Raw genomic sequence first — 13,777 nt, 5'->3', positions numbered from 1 at the left:
CTTCTCTTTCTTCCGCGAACCGGACGGCTGCCGGTCAGCCCGTCGAGGCCACGCCGACCGTGTTCTTCAGCTCCAGCACCAGCTGCGGACTGAGCGCGGCACCGGCCCGGTTGGCGAACAGCGTCATCTCGTACGCGATGTTGCCGAGCTTGGCCTCCTTGTCGGCGACCACGCCGAGCACGGCCCCGCTGCCGATCGCGGAGACCAGCACATGGCCGCCCTCCAGATCGATGATGACCTTGTTCAGAGCGCCCAGGCCGTAGTTGCCGGACGCACCGGCGGCCAGGCTGGTCAGGCCGGAGACGATCGCGGCGAGCCGCTCCGAGTGGGCGCGCTCGCGCAACTGCGCCACGGCGATCAGCAGCCCGTCGGAGGAGACCGCGATGGCGTCCACGACACCCGCCGTCTCGGTCGCGAAGCGGTTGAGCAGCCAAGTGAAATCGGCGGCTGCGGCCCGCAGTTCGTCCGGCGTGGCGTCCGGCACCGGAGCGCCACCTGTCGACGTACTCACTGCTCCGCTCCTTCCGGGAGGTGATTCTGGTGGTTCGGGTTCAGGTTCGGGTTCGGGTTCGGCTGGTCTGTCGGGTCTGTCGGGTCTGTCGGGTGTGGCGGTGGTCGGTGTGGCTGGTTCGGCTGGTGGTGGCCGGGATCGGGCCCGGGTGGTGTGCCGGGGGGCGCGGCGGGGGGTGTGGCGGGCGGCTGCGCCGGGCGGGTGCCCGCTTCGGGCCCGGCGGACCCGGCGGGCCCGGTCGAGCCGCCGCCGCTGTCGCGGTGGGCCCGCTCGATCGCCGCCTCGAACTCCTCCAGCGCGTCCCGTACGGCGTCGGCGTCGGCGGGTTGCGCGGCGGAGGCGGGCTGCCGCTCGGCCTCGGTGCCGAGGGTGGTGCGCAGGGTCGCGCCGCGCACCCGGCGCCGCAGCGGGCGCGCGGTGGCCTCCGCCGCGCCGAGGGGCGGCTCCGTGCGGGCCCTGGGGATCAGCGAGGTGCCCTCGTCCTCGGCGGCCGGGTCCCGGCGCGGAACCCGGCGGGGCAGCGGGACCGCGTCGGGGGGCGCGGGGAGGGTGGCGGCGGGCAGCGGGCCGGAGTCGCCGGGGGGCGCCTGTCCGGCCGTACTGTCGGGTGCCGGGGACTGTCCACCCGTACCGTTCGCGGTGGGGACCGTCGTGCCGTTCGCCGACAGGGCCCGGTCGGCTGAGGCGGGGGCGCCCACCGCGCTCATCGTCAGCAGCAGGGACGCCGGGATGTGGATCCCGGCGGTGACGCCGCCGCCCTGGGTGCGGGCGAGGTCCACGCCGATCTCCCAGCGCCGGGCGAGCGTGCCGACCACGAACAGGCCGAGGACCTTCGTCGGTACGAGGTCCAGGCGCTCGCGGCGCACCAGCCGGGCGTTCTCCTCGGCCAGCCGCTCGGGGCTCATGCCCAGGCCGTGGTCGGCGACGGTGATCGTCGCCTCGCCGCCGGCCCCGGTGCGCACGGTGACCTCGACGGGGCTGCCGGCCGGGGGGAACGCCACCGCGTTCTCCAGCAGCTCGGCCACCATCAGGGTCAGGTCGCCGATGATGTCGGGCTCGACCATCACCTCCGTACCGGCGTGCAGTTCGACGCGCTGATAGCCCTCGATCTGGCCGAGCGCGGCGCGTACGACGTTGGTGAGCGCGGCCGGGCCGGAGGCGAGGACCGTCTCGCGCAGCCCGGCCAGCAGCATCAGGCTGTCGGCGTTGCGGCGCAGCCGGACCGCGATGTGGTCGATGCGGTACAGCCGCTCCAGCAGCTCCGGGTCGGTCTCGCCGCGCTCGACGGCGTCGATGAGGGCGAGCTGGCGGGTGGTGAGGTTGCTGACCCGGCGGCCCACGTTGCCGAACATCTCGGCGACGTTGCGGCGGCTGAGCACCTGGCGGGCCAGCAGCGCGACGGCGGTGGTCTGCACCCGGTTGAAGGCGTCGGCCAGCTCGCCGATCTCGTCGTCGGCGGTGACCGGCATGTCCCGCAGCAGCGGCGGCCCCTCGTCCTCGGTGTCGTCGTCGGCCACCCGGGCCAGCTCACGCCCGGCGGCCTCGGCGACCTCCCGCGCGGCGCCGGTCAGTGCCAGCACCGGGCGCACCACCGAGCGGCGCACCACCACGGACAGACCGAACCACAGCCCGTAACCGAGCAGCGCGGCGCCCAGCAGCCAGCCCGCGTTCCACCAGGCGTCGGTGGAGGCGGCGTCGGCGCGGTCGGCGATCTGGCCGATGAGGGAGGCGGTGATCTCCAGCCGTGCCTCGGCCTGGGCACGGTAGGTGGGGAAGGTGGCCAGCGCGTCGGTGAAGGAGTCCCGGATCTCCTCGGGGGACTCGGCCTGGAGGCCGCTGGGGTCGATCTGCTGCTCCGCGTACTCCAGCTCGATGGCGGCCAGCGCGGAGCCGTGCTCGATACCGGCCAGCTCGGCGGCCTGCTCCTCGGTGGCGAACCGGGCGAATCGTTCCGCCTGATGGGTGTACAGGTCGTGGGCGCCGACGGCCCCGATGAACTGGATCTGCGCGTTGGAGTCACGGGTCGCCGCCGAGAACACGCCCGTCTCGAAGGCGGCGTGGGCGGTGTCCGCGCGCAGCAGCGAGTCCAGCAGATTGCCGGTGAAGGTGGCCGCGAGGGCGGAGTTGCGGTCCAGGCCGAGCCCGTCGATCAGCGCGTCCGCGGCACTGGTGTACGCGGGGTCGATGTTGTCGGCGGGCAGATAGCCCTGCTCGATGGTGGCGCGCAGGGCGGTCAGGCCGTCGATCTCGCGCAGCGCGCCGGCGGCGGACTCGGGGAGCCGGTCGCCGAAGGTGTCGCGGACCTTGTCCACCTGCTCGTCCACCGAGCCCTGGGCCAGCCGGTAGTCGGCCGACGACTGGCCGGTGCCGATCGCCTCGAAACGCACCGAGAGCAGGATCGCCTGCTGGTGCTCGGTCTGCACCCGGTCCACCAGCTCCGCGACCTGCACGCTGTCCCGGACCAGCTGGGCGGCCTCCGCCGCGTCCCGGGCCTGGCCGACCTGGCCGGCGATCAGATAGGAGAGCAGCAGGGCCAGTCCGGCGAGCGGCACCCCGACCAGGACGTTCAGCTTCTGCCGGAAGGGCCAGCGGACGGCGAGATTGCGCAGACCGCGGGGGGTGGGCGGGCCTCCTCCCATGGACACCGGGCCTCCTCCAGGGGTGTCACGCGCGAAGATTTCACATGACTGTCGCAGAACGACCGCAGATCGATTCTGATCGTTTCTGGCCGGTCGAAGACGGTTTGAAGACGGGCGTGGGGGCGACACCAGAGCGGCTCTCGTATGCCTGTGTGACGCCCGTCAACTCGGGGGAGACTACCGTCTCTTGCGGTGATCACTCGGAGACCCCAAGTCAAGAATCCGTTACAACCTGCTGCGGGTCAGCGGCATGTCGTCCGTGTCTTCTTCACAAGTGATTACTCTTCGCAACCGCCTGGTTACCTTGCTGCACTTGACTGAGCGAGAAGCGGCTGGATTGGATCAGAAAGCGCCAGCGACCGGGGCGGCTCCATCGACTCCATCGACAGTCCACCCAACCTCTCAGCACGGAACGGGAATCGTGACTTCTACCGCGAAGAGCAGCTGGTCCAGTACGAGACATCCCGGCGCAGCCGCCGCCGCACTCGCCGTCGTGGCGGCGCTCGTCGCGGGTTGTGGCTCGTCCGACAACACCTCCGACGACCCGCTCGCGGAGGACCAGGCGGCCGGCGGCAAGGTCGTCGTGGGCTCCAACAACTTCGCCGAGAGCATCCTGCTCGCCGACATCTACGGCGAGGCGCTCAAGGCCAAGGGCATCGAGGTCGAGTACCGGCCCAACATCGGCAGCCGGGAGACCACCTACGGTCTGCTGGAGAACGGCACGATCACCGTGCTGCCCGAGTACAACGGTTCCCTCCTCGCCTACCTCGACCCCGAGGCCACGCAGGAGTCGGCGGACGCCGTCAACGCGGCCGTCAAGACCAAGCTCGCCAATGAGCTGACACTGCTGGAGTCCTCCCCGGCCGAGGACAAGGACTCGGTGTCGGTGAACGCCGAGACCGCCGAGAAGTACGGCCTCACCGCCGAGTCCACCCTCGACGACCTCAAGGACATCGCGCCCGAGATGGTCATCGGCGGCTCGCCCGAGTTCCAGACCCGCCAGCAGGGGCTGCCCGGGCTGGAGGCGGAGTACGGGCTGAAGTTCAAGTCCTTCAAGGCGCTCGACGCCGGCGGTCCGCTCACCCAGGCGGCGCTGACGAACAACACCGTGCAGGCCGCGGACATCTTCACCACGGACCCGACCATCAAGAAGGAGGGCTTCGTGGTCCTCCAGGACCCGAAGAACCTCTTCGGGTTCGCCAATGTGACGCCGCTGGTCTACAAGTCCGGGCTGTCGCAGGACGGTGTCGACGCGCTCAACGCCGTTTCCGCGAAGCTGGACACCGTGACGTTGCTGGAGCTGGACGCGCAGGTGCAGCTGGAGAACAAGGACCCGCTGGATGTGGCCAAGGAGTGGCTGGCCGGGGCAGGGCTGGACTGACGGGTCCATCCGGGGCCTCGGGGTTCGTCCGCGGGTGCGTGGGGGCTGGTCGCGCAGTTCCCCGCGCCCCCGGTGAGGTTGGGATGAACCGGAGTTCGAAGTCCCCGGCGTGGTGCGGCGGCGCCGCGCCGGGGGCGCTCCTGGCCGTGTCGGTCAGGGCACTCTGATGTCCTGCCAGACCAGGCGGTGGTCCGAGGTCGGGACCGTGCGGCCGTCGCCCACCAGGCGGTACAGGGGGTCGTCCGAGGTGGGCCAGAAGACGCCGTTGCCGGCCGGGGTCAGGCCCTTCGACGGCAGGACGTAGTCCACGCGGAGGTTTCCGGGCGCCACGTCGTTGAAGTCGGCCGTGTCGTACGCCGCGTCGCCCCGGTGCGGTGCGTTCGCCCCGCCCTGGAGGCGCGCCGCCTCGGCCCCGCCCGCGCTGGCCGGGGGCCGGGCCGGAAGGCGCAGCCCGGGGTGGTCGAGGAGCTGGAGGATCGCGCCGCCGTAGCTGTCGCCGTCGTACGGGTCGGCGTTCTGGTCCCCGGCGATCACGAAGCGCGAGCCGGGCCGCAGCCCGCCCCGCACGCCCTTGTCGTCGTACAGGTACGCGCCGCGCCGGCCCCCGGAGATGTAGTCCGCCCACAGCCGGATCTCGTCGTGGTTGCGTCGCCCGTTGCGGTCCTCGGGGCCGTCGAAGGTGGGCGGCGTGGGGTGGGAGACCAGGAAGTGGACGGTCTCCCGGCCGATCCGCACCGGCACGTCCCAGTGGCTCTTGGACGACAGCCGCAGAACGGCACGCGCCTCGGCGCCGTAGTGGTCGGCCGGCAGCAGATGGCCCGGCATGTCCCGCCACAGGAACCGCTGGAACGTACGCACCGCGCGCGTGTCGATCGGGAACTTCGACAGCACGAGCATCCCGTACTGCCCCGGGAACCACCCGTACCCGAACGCGTCCTGCCCGTACGCGTCCGAACCCGGGGTCGTCACCGCCCCGCCGCGCCCGTCGAGATCGACGCCCGACGCCACCCCCGTGTTCACGGGAGCCGTGAAGCGGTACGGGTAGCGGACCGCGCGGGCTCCGCTCTGCCCGACGGCGAGGTAGTCGCGGACGAAGAGCGCGGCGGCCGTGCCGTCGGCGTCGTGGTCGAACTCGTTGATCAGCAGCACGTCCGGATCCACCCGCTGGATCGTCTCGGCCGCGTTGCGCGCCTGCGTGTTGCCGGGCGTCGACAGGTCGCTGATCAGCGCGCCCTGCGCCGAGCGGTTCAGCGAGGCGTTGAACGTGGCGAACCGCACCGAGGCGCGGGACCCGCCGCCGGACGCGGCGGCGGAGACGGAGGACGCGGTGGTGGACGCGGCGGCGGGGACGGCCGCCGTACCGGCCAGGGCCGCGCCGGCGAGCGAGACCAGCGCGGTGCGGCGGGAGAGGGAGCGCGGGGACGGGTACCTGGGCTCGTTCAACCGGGTCGGGTCGCTCACCCGGCTCGGGCGGCTCGCCCGGCTCGGGCGGTACGGCTGGGTCATCGGGGGCTCCGGTGGGTCGGGGGCACGGGGCACGGGGCGTCCTGCCGCCGGGAACGCCGTGGGCCGCGCGCTCCCGGTCCGCGAACCTCCGTAGTCTGCGCGCGTAGAGATGAACGTCACAAGAGTCCATGAGAACTCCCGGATTCACCCTCAATTCACGCGATGGTGTGATCATGTGCCGCCGGGTGGATGGCCGCCCGGAACCACGGGTAGCCCACCGCCCATGACTCAGCCGTTCGAACTCCCGCACTTCTACATGCCGTATCCGGCACGCCTCAATCCACATCTCGACGAGGCCCGCGCCCACTCCACCGCCTGGGCGCGCGAGATGGGCATGCTGGAAGGCTCCGGGGTCTGGGAGCAGTCCGACCTGGAGGCGCACGACTACGGCCTCCTGTGCGCGTACACCCACCCTGACTGCGACGGGCCCGCGCTGTCCCTGATCACCGACTGGTACGTGTGGGTGTTCTTCTTCGACGACCACTTCCTGGAGATCTTCAAACGCTCCCAGGACCGCGCGGGCGGCAAGGCGTATCTCGACCGGCTTCCGATGTTCATGCCGCTCGACTCGGGCGCGCCCGTGCCCGAGCCGCAGAACCCGGTCGAGGCCGGGCTCGCCGACCTGTGGGCGCGCACGGTGCCCGCCATGTCGGAGGACTGGAGGAAGCGTTTCGCCATCGCCACCGAGCATCTGCTCAACGAGTCCCTGTGGGAGCTGTCCAACATCAACGAGGGGCGGATCGCCAACCCCGTCGAGTACATCGAGATGCGCCGCAAGGTCGGCGGCGCCCCCTGGTCCGCCGGGCTCGTGGAGTACGCCACCGCCGAGGTCCCGGCCGCTGTCTCGCGCGCCCGCCCGCTGCGGGTGCTGATGGAGACCTTCTCCGACGGCGTCCATCTGCGCAACGACCTGTTCTCCTACCAGCGCGAGGTCGAGGACGAGGGCGAACTCAGCAACGGCGTCCTGGTCCTGGAGACGTTCTTCGGCTGCCCCACCCAGGAGGCCGCCGAACACGTCAACGACATCCTCACCTCCCGCCTCCACCAGTTCGAGCACACCGCCCTCACCGAGGTCCCCGCCCTCGCCCTCGAACACGGCCTCACCCCCGGCGAGGTGGCCGCGATCGCCGCGTACACCAAGGGGCTCCAGGACTGGCAGTCCGGCGGCCATGAATGGCATCTGCGCTCCAGCCGCTACATGAACAAGAACGCCCGCACCACCACCCCCTGGTCCGCCCCGACCGGCCTGGGCACCTCGGCCGCCGGACTCGCCGCCCTGCTCGCCTCGGCCGGCGGATCGGCCTCGGCCACCACCCACTTCGGACGCGCCGGACGGCTGCGCCCCTACAGCCATGTCCCGTTCCAGAAGGTCGGCCCGTCCCTCATCCCCGATATCTACATGCCCTACGAACTCCAGCTCAGCCCGCACCTCGACACCGCCCGCGCCCGGCTGCGCGACTGGACGTGGGAGATGGGCATCCTCCAGGAGGGCGTCTGGGACGAGGACAAGCTGCGCGCCTACGACCTGGCACTGTGCTCCGCCGGTATCGACCCGGACGCCAGCGAGGAGGCCCTCGACCTCAGCGCCGGATGGCTCGCCTGGGGCACCTACGGCGATGACTACTACCCCCTGGTCTACGGCCACCGCCGCGACCTCGCCGCCGCCCGGCTGACCACCGCCCGCCTCTCCGACTGCATGCCCGTGCACGACGAGACCGTCCCTCCCGCGGCCAACGCCATGGAGCGCGGCCTGATCGACCTGTGGACCCGCACCACCGCCCGGATGTCGACCGCGCACCGCGAGCGGCTCAAGGACGCCATCAACCGGATGACCGAGTCCTGGGTGTGGGAACTGATCAACCAGTCCCAGAACCGGGTCCCCGACCCCGTCGACTACCTGGAGATGCGCCGCGACACCTTCGGCTCCGATCTCACCCTCGGCCTGTGCCGGATGGGCCACGGCCCCGCCGTCCCCGAGGAGATCTACCGCAGCGGCCCCGTCCGCTCCCTGGAGAACGCCGCCTGCGACTACGCCTGCCTGCTCAACGACGTGTTCTCCTACCAGAAGGAGATCGAGTACGAGGGCGAGATCCACAACGCGATCCTGGTGGTGCAGAACTTCTTCGGCTGCGACTACCCGACCGCCCTCGGCATCGTCAACGATCTGATGACCCAGCGGATGAGACAGTTCGAACACGTCGTCGCGCACGAGCTGCCCATCGTCTACGACGACTTCGATCTGTCCACCGAGGCCCGCCAGATCATGCGGGACTATGTGGCCGACCTCCAGAACTGGATGTCGGGCATCCTCAACTGGCACCGCTCGGTCGACCGCTACAAGGCCGCCTATCTGGGCGGGCGCACCCACGGCTTCCTGCCGGACCGCCCGCCCGCGCCGCTCCCGCCGCTCGGCGCCCCGTCCTTCGGCGCCCCGTCGTTCGGCGCCCCGTCGTTCGGTGCCTCGGCTCTTCTGCCGCTGCTCCAGCCGGTCAGCTGACGCCCCACACCCAGGTGGCCGTCTCCTCGGCGAGCTGCCGGACGCCCTTCGCGGCCTGGTCCGACAGCTCGCCGAGGATCGCGTCACCGGCCGCCAGCACCGCGCGGGCCTGCTGCGGCAGCCGCGCGTCCGCGAGGGCGTTGGCCAGCGTGTAGTGCTCCTCGGCGATGAACCGGCCCAGATTCACCCGCCGCCAGTAGGCCACCGAGCCGTCGCCCGGATCCGCCAGCACGGCCCGGACGGCGGCCAGCGTGCCGACGGCCTGGACCGCGAGCCCCTCCTCACGCTCCAGCCGGGACTGCGTCAGCCGCGCCGAGACCCGGTCCCAGGCCGTCTCCAGCAGCGCCGCGTACAACCGCTGGGCGCGCAGCGCCTGCCCCAGGTCGCCCAGGCGCCGGAACTCGCGGGCCAGCGAGCCGAGCGGCGCCGGATTCAGCCGGTCCGGGGCGTCCGGCCGTCTGAGCCGGCTCTGGTCCGTCTCGATGCCGTCCAGCTCGTGGATCAGGGCCACCCGGGCGTGCTCGGTCATGCCCTGGTCCAGTGCCAGGCCGGTCCAGGTCAGCAGCGGCTCGTCCGCCGGGTCCGTACCGAATCTCGATGTGTCGAGCCACTGTGCCCAGCGCGCCAGCTCCGCCCCGCCCGCGTCGAGTCCGGGCAGCTCGCTCAGCCCGCACGCGGTGTCGTAGTCGGTCTCCCGCACCTCGTGCAGCAGCGGCAGATCCGCCGCCCGGCCGAACCGCCCCACCAGCATGGCCGCCAGCCGCAGCTCCTCGGTCATGGACGCGCTCGCCTCCAGGCGCAGCAGCCGCCGCAGCAGCCCGAGGTCGCCGTCCGCGCGGTCGAACTGCGCGGCCCGCAGCACCACCCGCCGCCGCACCGCGTCCGCCCGCATCGCCTCGGCGGCCGTCGGGTCCCCGGCCCGCAGCAGCGCGAGATCGGCCCGGCCCCGCGCCAGCACCGGCTCCCACAGGGGCGGACGCGGACCGTCGAGCAGCGGCTCGTAGGCGTGTCCCTCCTCGTCGTTGAGCAGCAGGAAGTCCGGCTCGGTGCGCAGCAGTGCCGTGTGCAGCATCGCCACCAGCTCGACCGGGGAACGCTCCGGCAGCCCCAGACCGGCGCGCAGCGCGACCCGCTCCTCGTCGATGCCGTGGTACTCGCGGATCTCGTCCTCCGTCCGCGCTATCTCGGCGAGGATCTTCGCCTCGCCGTCGGCCCCGGACAGCGCGACATACGCGCCCCAGCCCGGCAGACCGACCACTATCTCCAGGGCCTCGTCCACGGACGAGCCGATGATGCCCGCGACCCCGTCCGAGGACGCGTAGAGCACCGAACCGTCGGCGCACACGAAATACGAACCCCCCGTGTCGTCGCCCGCCACCACGGCCAGGGGGCCGCCCGAGGCGAGGCGGACCGGCTCGATGTGACCATCGGCGGCTCGGGCCAGGTCGAAATCGAAAGGGAACGCGGCCAGCCCGGCCAGCCGCGGGTGCTGCCGCAGCAGCCGGAGCGCGTTATCCGTCATGTCACAGAACGTAACAGTGAGCACTGACAATCCGGGCCAGGCGATCCGGTCGTCCGGACGGATCGGGGGATGGCCGGAGCACCGCCGGTGCGGCCCGGGCCCGGTAGGGGACCGGTAGGAGTCCGGCATGGGATCGGCACCGGACCGGTAGGGGACCGGCACGGTGTCCCGGCGGGTGCCACGCGCGTCAAATCCGCTGTTCAGTCTCACTCTTTCGAGGATCGTCGGGGGCCGGTGCGCCGGGTAGAGCACCAGCCGGAGGCGATCCGATGGAACAGACTGCGTTGCGTCCCAAGCCGTTGCCCGGCCGGGAGCCCGGCGGTGACCGACCCGCCGCCGCCCGTCGTCCGCGCGCCGCCCGGCGCCGGGGACGACGGCTGCGGTCCCTCCTGTTCGGCCTCCTCGCCAGTGCCGTACTGGTGCTGTCCGGGATCGGCCTCGGCACGGTCGGCGCCACCGTGATCGGCATGAGCCGACTCGCCGAACTCCAGGGGCAGGCCGCGCAGCAGCCGTCGCAGCCCGGCGGTCCCGGTCCGCGGAGCGCGGCGGCCCCGGCCGCCGGGTCCGGTGCGCCGAGGTCAGCGGTCCCCGCCGCCCCGGTGCCCGCCCCGCCCGGAGCCGCGCTCGGCGTGGAGGCCGTCGACGCCGAGAAGGTCGGCGCCCTGCTCATCGGCGTCCATGTGCCCGGCCCCGGGTACACGGCAGGACTGGTCCGCGGGGATGTCGTGCTCACCTTCGCGGGCGCCCGCGTGGACACGGCGGCGGATCTCGTCCGCGCGGTGGACACGGCCGACCCGGGCAGGGCGGTCACGATCACGGTGCGGCACGAGAGCGGCGGCTATCAGCAGTTGTCCGTCACGCCTGGGGTTGTCGTCTGAGGGGCGGGGCGTGGAGGCGGGGTGGGCGGAGCACGTCGGTGGGTTGTGGCCCTGTGGCCCTGTGGCCTTGTGGGTCCGGGCCGCTGCCTTTGGGCCCGGCGAGTGGATGCTCCCGCGCGCGTTCCGGCCGCCGCGCCGCGACCGGAAACCGGTGGCCGCCGCGCGGTGCTGGAGCCGAGAGGCCCTCGCACCGCGCCTGATCCCGTACGAGCCCCACCCGAGCCCCGCCCGCGCGGACTCCGCGACATCCGTGCGGACCGCTCGCGCGGCACCCGTGGTGCGGGCAGGATGCTGCCGACGGACCCAGTCCACCCCGCCGCCAGGGAGGCCCCCCCGATGACCGCCAGCACGCGCGCGTCCTTCACCGCCGACGACTACCGGGCCCGCATGGACCGCGCCGCGCGGCAGGCCGAGGACGCGGGACTCGCCGGACTGCTCATCGCGCCGGGCCCCGACCTCGTCTGGCTCACCGGATACGCCCCGCCCGCGGCCACCGAACGGCTCACCCTGCTGGTGCTCGCCGCCGGCCAGGACCCGGCGCTCGTCGGGCCCGCCCTGGAAGCGCCCGACGCCGCCAAGGCCGTCGGGGCGCCCGCGTTCACCCTGCGGGACTGGACCGACGGCAAGGACCCCTACGCCCTCACCGCCACGCTGCTCGCCCGCGCGGGGCGGTTCGGCATCAGCGACAACGCCTGGGCGATGCATCTGCTCGGCCTGCAAAAGGCGCTGCCGGACACCTCGTACGCCGACCTCACGGACGCGCTGCCGATGCTCCGCGCGGTCAAGGACACGGCGGAGCTGGAACTGATGGCCGCCGCGGGCGCGGCGGCCGACGCGACGTACGAGGAGATCCGGAAGGTGCCCTTCGGCGGACGCCGGGAGTCCGAGGTCGCCGCCGACCTCGACGCGCTGCTGCGCCGCAACGGTCACGAACAGGTCGACTTCACCATCGTCGCCTCCGGCCCCAACGGGGCCAACCCGCACCATGAGGCGGGCGACCGGGTCATCGAGCACGGCGACATGGTCGTCCTCGACTTCGGCGGTCTCAGGGACGGCTACGGCTCCGACACCTCCCGCACGGTCCACGTCGGCGGGCCGACGGACGAGGAACGCCGGGTGCACGACCTGGTACGCGCCGCCCAGCAGGCCGGGTTCGAGGCGGTACGGCCCGGCGTCGCCTGCCAGGAGGTCGACCGGGCCGCCCGCGCGGTCATCGCCGACGCCGGGTACGGCGAGTTCTTCATCCACCGCACCGGGCACGGCATCGGCGTCACCACCCACGAGCCGCCCTACATGATCGAGGGCGAGGAACAGCCCCTGGTGCCCGGCATGTGCTTCTCCGTGGAACCCGGCGTCTATCTGCCCGGCCGCTTCGGCGTCCGGATCGAGGACATCGTGACCGTCACCGAGGACGGCGGCAGGCGGCTGAACGACACCACGCGCGACCTGGTCGTCGTGGACTGACGTGGACCGACAAAGACCCCCGCGACCATGAGCCAGGCACCGAGACCCACCGAGGACACCGTCCGCAGGCTGGCCCGCACCCTGCTCCAGGATGTCCCGGACGGCCCCGGCGGCCCCGAGGTCCGCCCCGCCTCCGCCACCGGCGCCACCTGGCGGGTCGGCACCCGCCATGTGCTGCGCCTCGCCCTCGACCCCGAGGCGGCCGTGCGCAGGCGCCGCGAACTGCGCGTGCGCGATCTGGTGCGCCCGTACCTCCCGGTCGCCGTGCCCGGCAGCGTCGCGCACGGCGAATGGGCTCCCGGGCTCGGCTACACCCTCGACACGCTGGTGCCCGGCGGCTCGGGCGAGCGCCGCGATGTGTCCGCCGTGGGCGAGGCCGACCTGGCCGCCGTCCTCACCGGGCTGCACGCGGTGCCGGTACGGCAGGCCGAGTCGCTCGGTGTGCCACGCCGGGCGCCGCGCTCGCTGGAGGCGCTGCGCGGGGCCGCCGCGCGGGCCGCCGAACGGCTGGCCGCCGCCGACGAGTTGGACCCCGCGCGCGTGCACCAGCTCACCCCGGCCGCCGCCGCTCAGCTCGGCGCGCAGACGTCCGCCGCCGTCCTGGTCCACCACGCCCTGACCGCCGATCACCTCGTGGTCAGTGCCGAGGGCCGGGTACGGGGTGTCCTGGGCTGGGACGAGGCGGTTCTCGGCGACCCCGCCGAGGACATCGCCGGGCTCGCCGTCGCCGTCGGCTCCCCGGCCGCCGTCCGCGCCGCCACTCTCGCCGGCTACGGCCCCCGCCCCTGCCTGCGCGGCCTCTGGCTGGCCCGCTGCGACGCCGTACTCCGCCTCGGCGCGGCCCTCGCCGGGCAGGGTTCCACCCCCCTGCCCCTCCTCCGCGACCGCCTGCACCACGCCTGGGAGGCGATCCTGCTGGAACGGGTGACGGATTTGTGAGAGGGGGTGGACGGGGGCGGGGGCTGTGTCTGGCGAAGCCCGCCCTGCGGGGCGTAGGGGGCTTGTGAGCCGCGTTGACTTGCGAGCCGGGCTGGCTTCTGACGGGCTGTGGGGGGCGAGGCGGTGATGCGTGGTCTGCGGGGCGCGATGCGTGAGGTGCGGTGGGATTCATGACGTGCGGGGCCGAGGGGGCTTGCGGGGTTCCGGTTCCGGCGCTGCTGTGGGGGCCGGAGGGGCTCTGTGGTGCTTCCGGGGCCCGTGGGACGTCTCAGGGCCCCGCGGTGCGCCTGACGGCCTGTGAGGGCACGGGGTGGGACCTGTGCCGCCCTGGCGGGTACGGGGGCCTGCGATGCGGGTGATGTCTGAGGGGGCGACCGGGGTTTTGGGCGCGGGGTGCCTTGGCGACGGCGAGTGCCGCTTGTACGGCCCTCGGCCCGTTC

The 13,777-nt window shown here is 72.9% G+C and carries 9 protein-coding genes; 5 read left to right on the top strand and 4 right to left on the bottom strand.

From position 1 onward, the window contains the following. Positions 1 to 34: 34 nt before the first annotated feature. The gene (locus ACFXAZ_RS18645) at positions 35 to 511 is read right to left on the bottom strand and encodes a roadblock/LC7 domain-containing protein (RefSeq protein ID WP_384591874.1); all 477 of its coding nucleotides are present in this window, start codon (positions 509 to 511) and stop codon (positions 35 to 37) included. Continuing rightward, the gene (locus ACFXAZ_RS18640) at positions 508 to 3,150 is read right to left on the bottom strand and encodes an ATP-binding protein (protein ID WP_384591979.1); all 2,643 of its coding nucleotides are present in this window, start codon (positions 3,148 to 3,150) and stop codon (positions 508 to 510) included. Before ACFXAZ_RS18640 ends, ACFXAZ_RS18645 begins: the two co-directional genes overlap by 4 nt. A gap of 421 nt (positions 3,151 to 3,571) precedes the next feature. On the opposite strand from ACFXAZ_RS18640, the gene ACFXAZ_RS18635 reads away from it, so the two are divergent. Beyond that, positions 3,572 to 4,531: an ABC transporter substrate-binding protein gene (locus ACFXAZ_RS18635; protein WP_384591871.1), complete on the top strand. Its 960-nt coding sequence runs from the start codon at positions 3,572 to 3,574 to the stop codon at positions 4,529 to 4,531. Between the two features lie 153 nt (positions 4,532 to 4,684). Here the strand turns inward: ACFXAZ_RS18635 and ACFXAZ_RS18630 are convergent, their stop codons facing one another. Next, positions 4,685 to 6,037 carry an endonuclease/exonuclease/phosphatase family protein gene (locus tag ACFXAZ_RS18630; protein WP_384591868.1) on the bottom strand — a complete coding sequence of 451 codons (1,353 nt, stop codon included), beginning with the start codon at positions 6,035 to 6,037 and terminating at the stop codon, positions 4,685 to 4,687. A gap of 223 nt (positions 6,038 to 6,260) precedes the next feature. Between ACFXAZ_RS18630 and cyc2 the strand changes: the two genes are divergently transcribed. Next, the gene (gene cyc2 / locus ACFXAZ_RS18625; RefSeq protein ID WP_384591865.1) at positions 6,261 to 8,534 is read left to right on the top strand and encodes a germacradienol/geosmin synthase Cyc2; all 2,274 of its coding nucleotides are present in this window, start codon (positions 6,261 to 6,263) and stop codon (positions 8,532 to 8,534) included. Here the strand turns inward: cyc2 and ACFXAZ_RS18620 are convergent. Further along, on the bottom strand, positions 8,527 to 10,056 hold the full coding sequence (locus tag ACFXAZ_RS18620) for a hypothetical protein (protein WP_384591862.1): 1,530 nt from the start codon (positions 10,054 to 10,056) through the stop codon (positions 8,527 to 8,529). The two genes, cyc2 and ACFXAZ_RS18620, sit on opposite strands and share 8 nt — an antisense overlap. Before the next feature lie 269 nt (positions 10,057 to 10,325). On the opposite strand from ACFXAZ_RS18620, the gene ACFXAZ_RS18615 reads away from it, so the two are divergent. The 3 genes from ACFXAZ_RS18615 to ACFXAZ_RS18605 all read left to right on the top strand — a co-directional run bounded on the left by ACFXAZ_RS18615 (position 10,326) and on the right by ACFXAZ_RS18605 (position 13,337). Then, positions 10,326 to 10,934 (top strand): PDZ domain-containing protein, encoded by a 609-nt coding sequence (locus ACFXAZ_RS18615; protein WP_384591859.1) that lies wholly within the window; start codon positions 10,326 to 10,328, stop codon positions 10,932 to 10,934. A 336-nt stretch (positions 10,935 to 11,270) separates the two neighbouring features. Then, the gene (locus tag ACFXAZ_RS18610; RefSeq protein ID WP_384591856.1) at positions 11,271 to 12,398 is read left to right on the top strand and encodes an aminopeptidase P family protein; all 1,128 of its coding nucleotides are present in this window, start codon (positions 11,271 to 11,273) and stop codon (positions 12,396 to 12,398) included. Positions 12,399 to 12,425: 27 nt separating this feature from the next. After that, positions 12,426 to 13,337 carry an aminoglycoside phosphotransferase family protein gene (locus tag ACFXAZ_RS18605; RefSeq protein WP_384591853.1) on the top strand — a complete coding sequence of 304 codons (912 nt, stop codon included), beginning with the start codon at positions 12,426 to 12,428 and terminating at the stop codon, positions 13,335 to 13,337. The last annotated feature ends 440 nt before the right edge of the window (positions 13,338 to 13,777 follow it).

It is taken from the genome of Streptomyces sp. NPDC059477 (assembly GCF_042749375.1).
Classification (GTDB): domain Bacteria; phylum Actinomycetota; class Actinomycetes; order Streptomycetales; family Streptomycetaceae; genus Streptomyces.
Note: the sequence above shows the minus strand (reverse complement) of the source record. Positions and strands in the feature narration are given on the sequence as shown.

What these genes read in the sequence shown, in the direction of transcription:
- ACFXAZ_RS18610 (WP_384591856.1), top strand. Translation starts at nt 11,271, where the DNA reads ATGACCGCCAGCACGCGCGCGTCCTTCACCGCCGACGACTACCGGGCC.
- ACFXAZ_RS18640 (WP_384591979.1), bottom strand. Translation starts at nt 3,150, where the DNA reads ATGGGAGGAGGCCCGCCCACCCCCCGCGGTCTGCGCAATCTCGCCGTC.
- ACFXAZ_RS18630 (WP_384591868.1), bottom strand. Translation starts at nt 6,037, where the DNA reads ATGACCCAGCCGTACCGCCCGAGCCGGGCGAGCCGCCCGAGCCGGGTG.
- ACFXAZ_RS18615 (WP_384591859.1), top strand. Translation starts at nt 10,326, where the DNA reads ATGGAACAGACTGCGTTGCGTCCCAAGCCGTTGCCCGGCCGGGAGCCC.
- ACFXAZ_RS18620 (WP_384591862.1), bottom strand. Translation starts at nt 10,056, where the DNA reads ATGACGGATAACGCGCTCCGGCTGCTGCGGCAGCACCCGCGGCTGGCC.
- cyc2 (WP_384591865.1), top strand. Translation starts at nt 6,261, where the DNA reads ATGACTCAGCCGTTCGAACTCCCGCACTTCTACATGCCGTATCCGGCA.
- ACFXAZ_RS18605 (WP_384591853.1), top strand. Translation starts at nt 12,426, where the DNA reads ATGAGCCAGGCACCGAGACCCACCGAGGACACCGTCCGCAGGCTGGCC.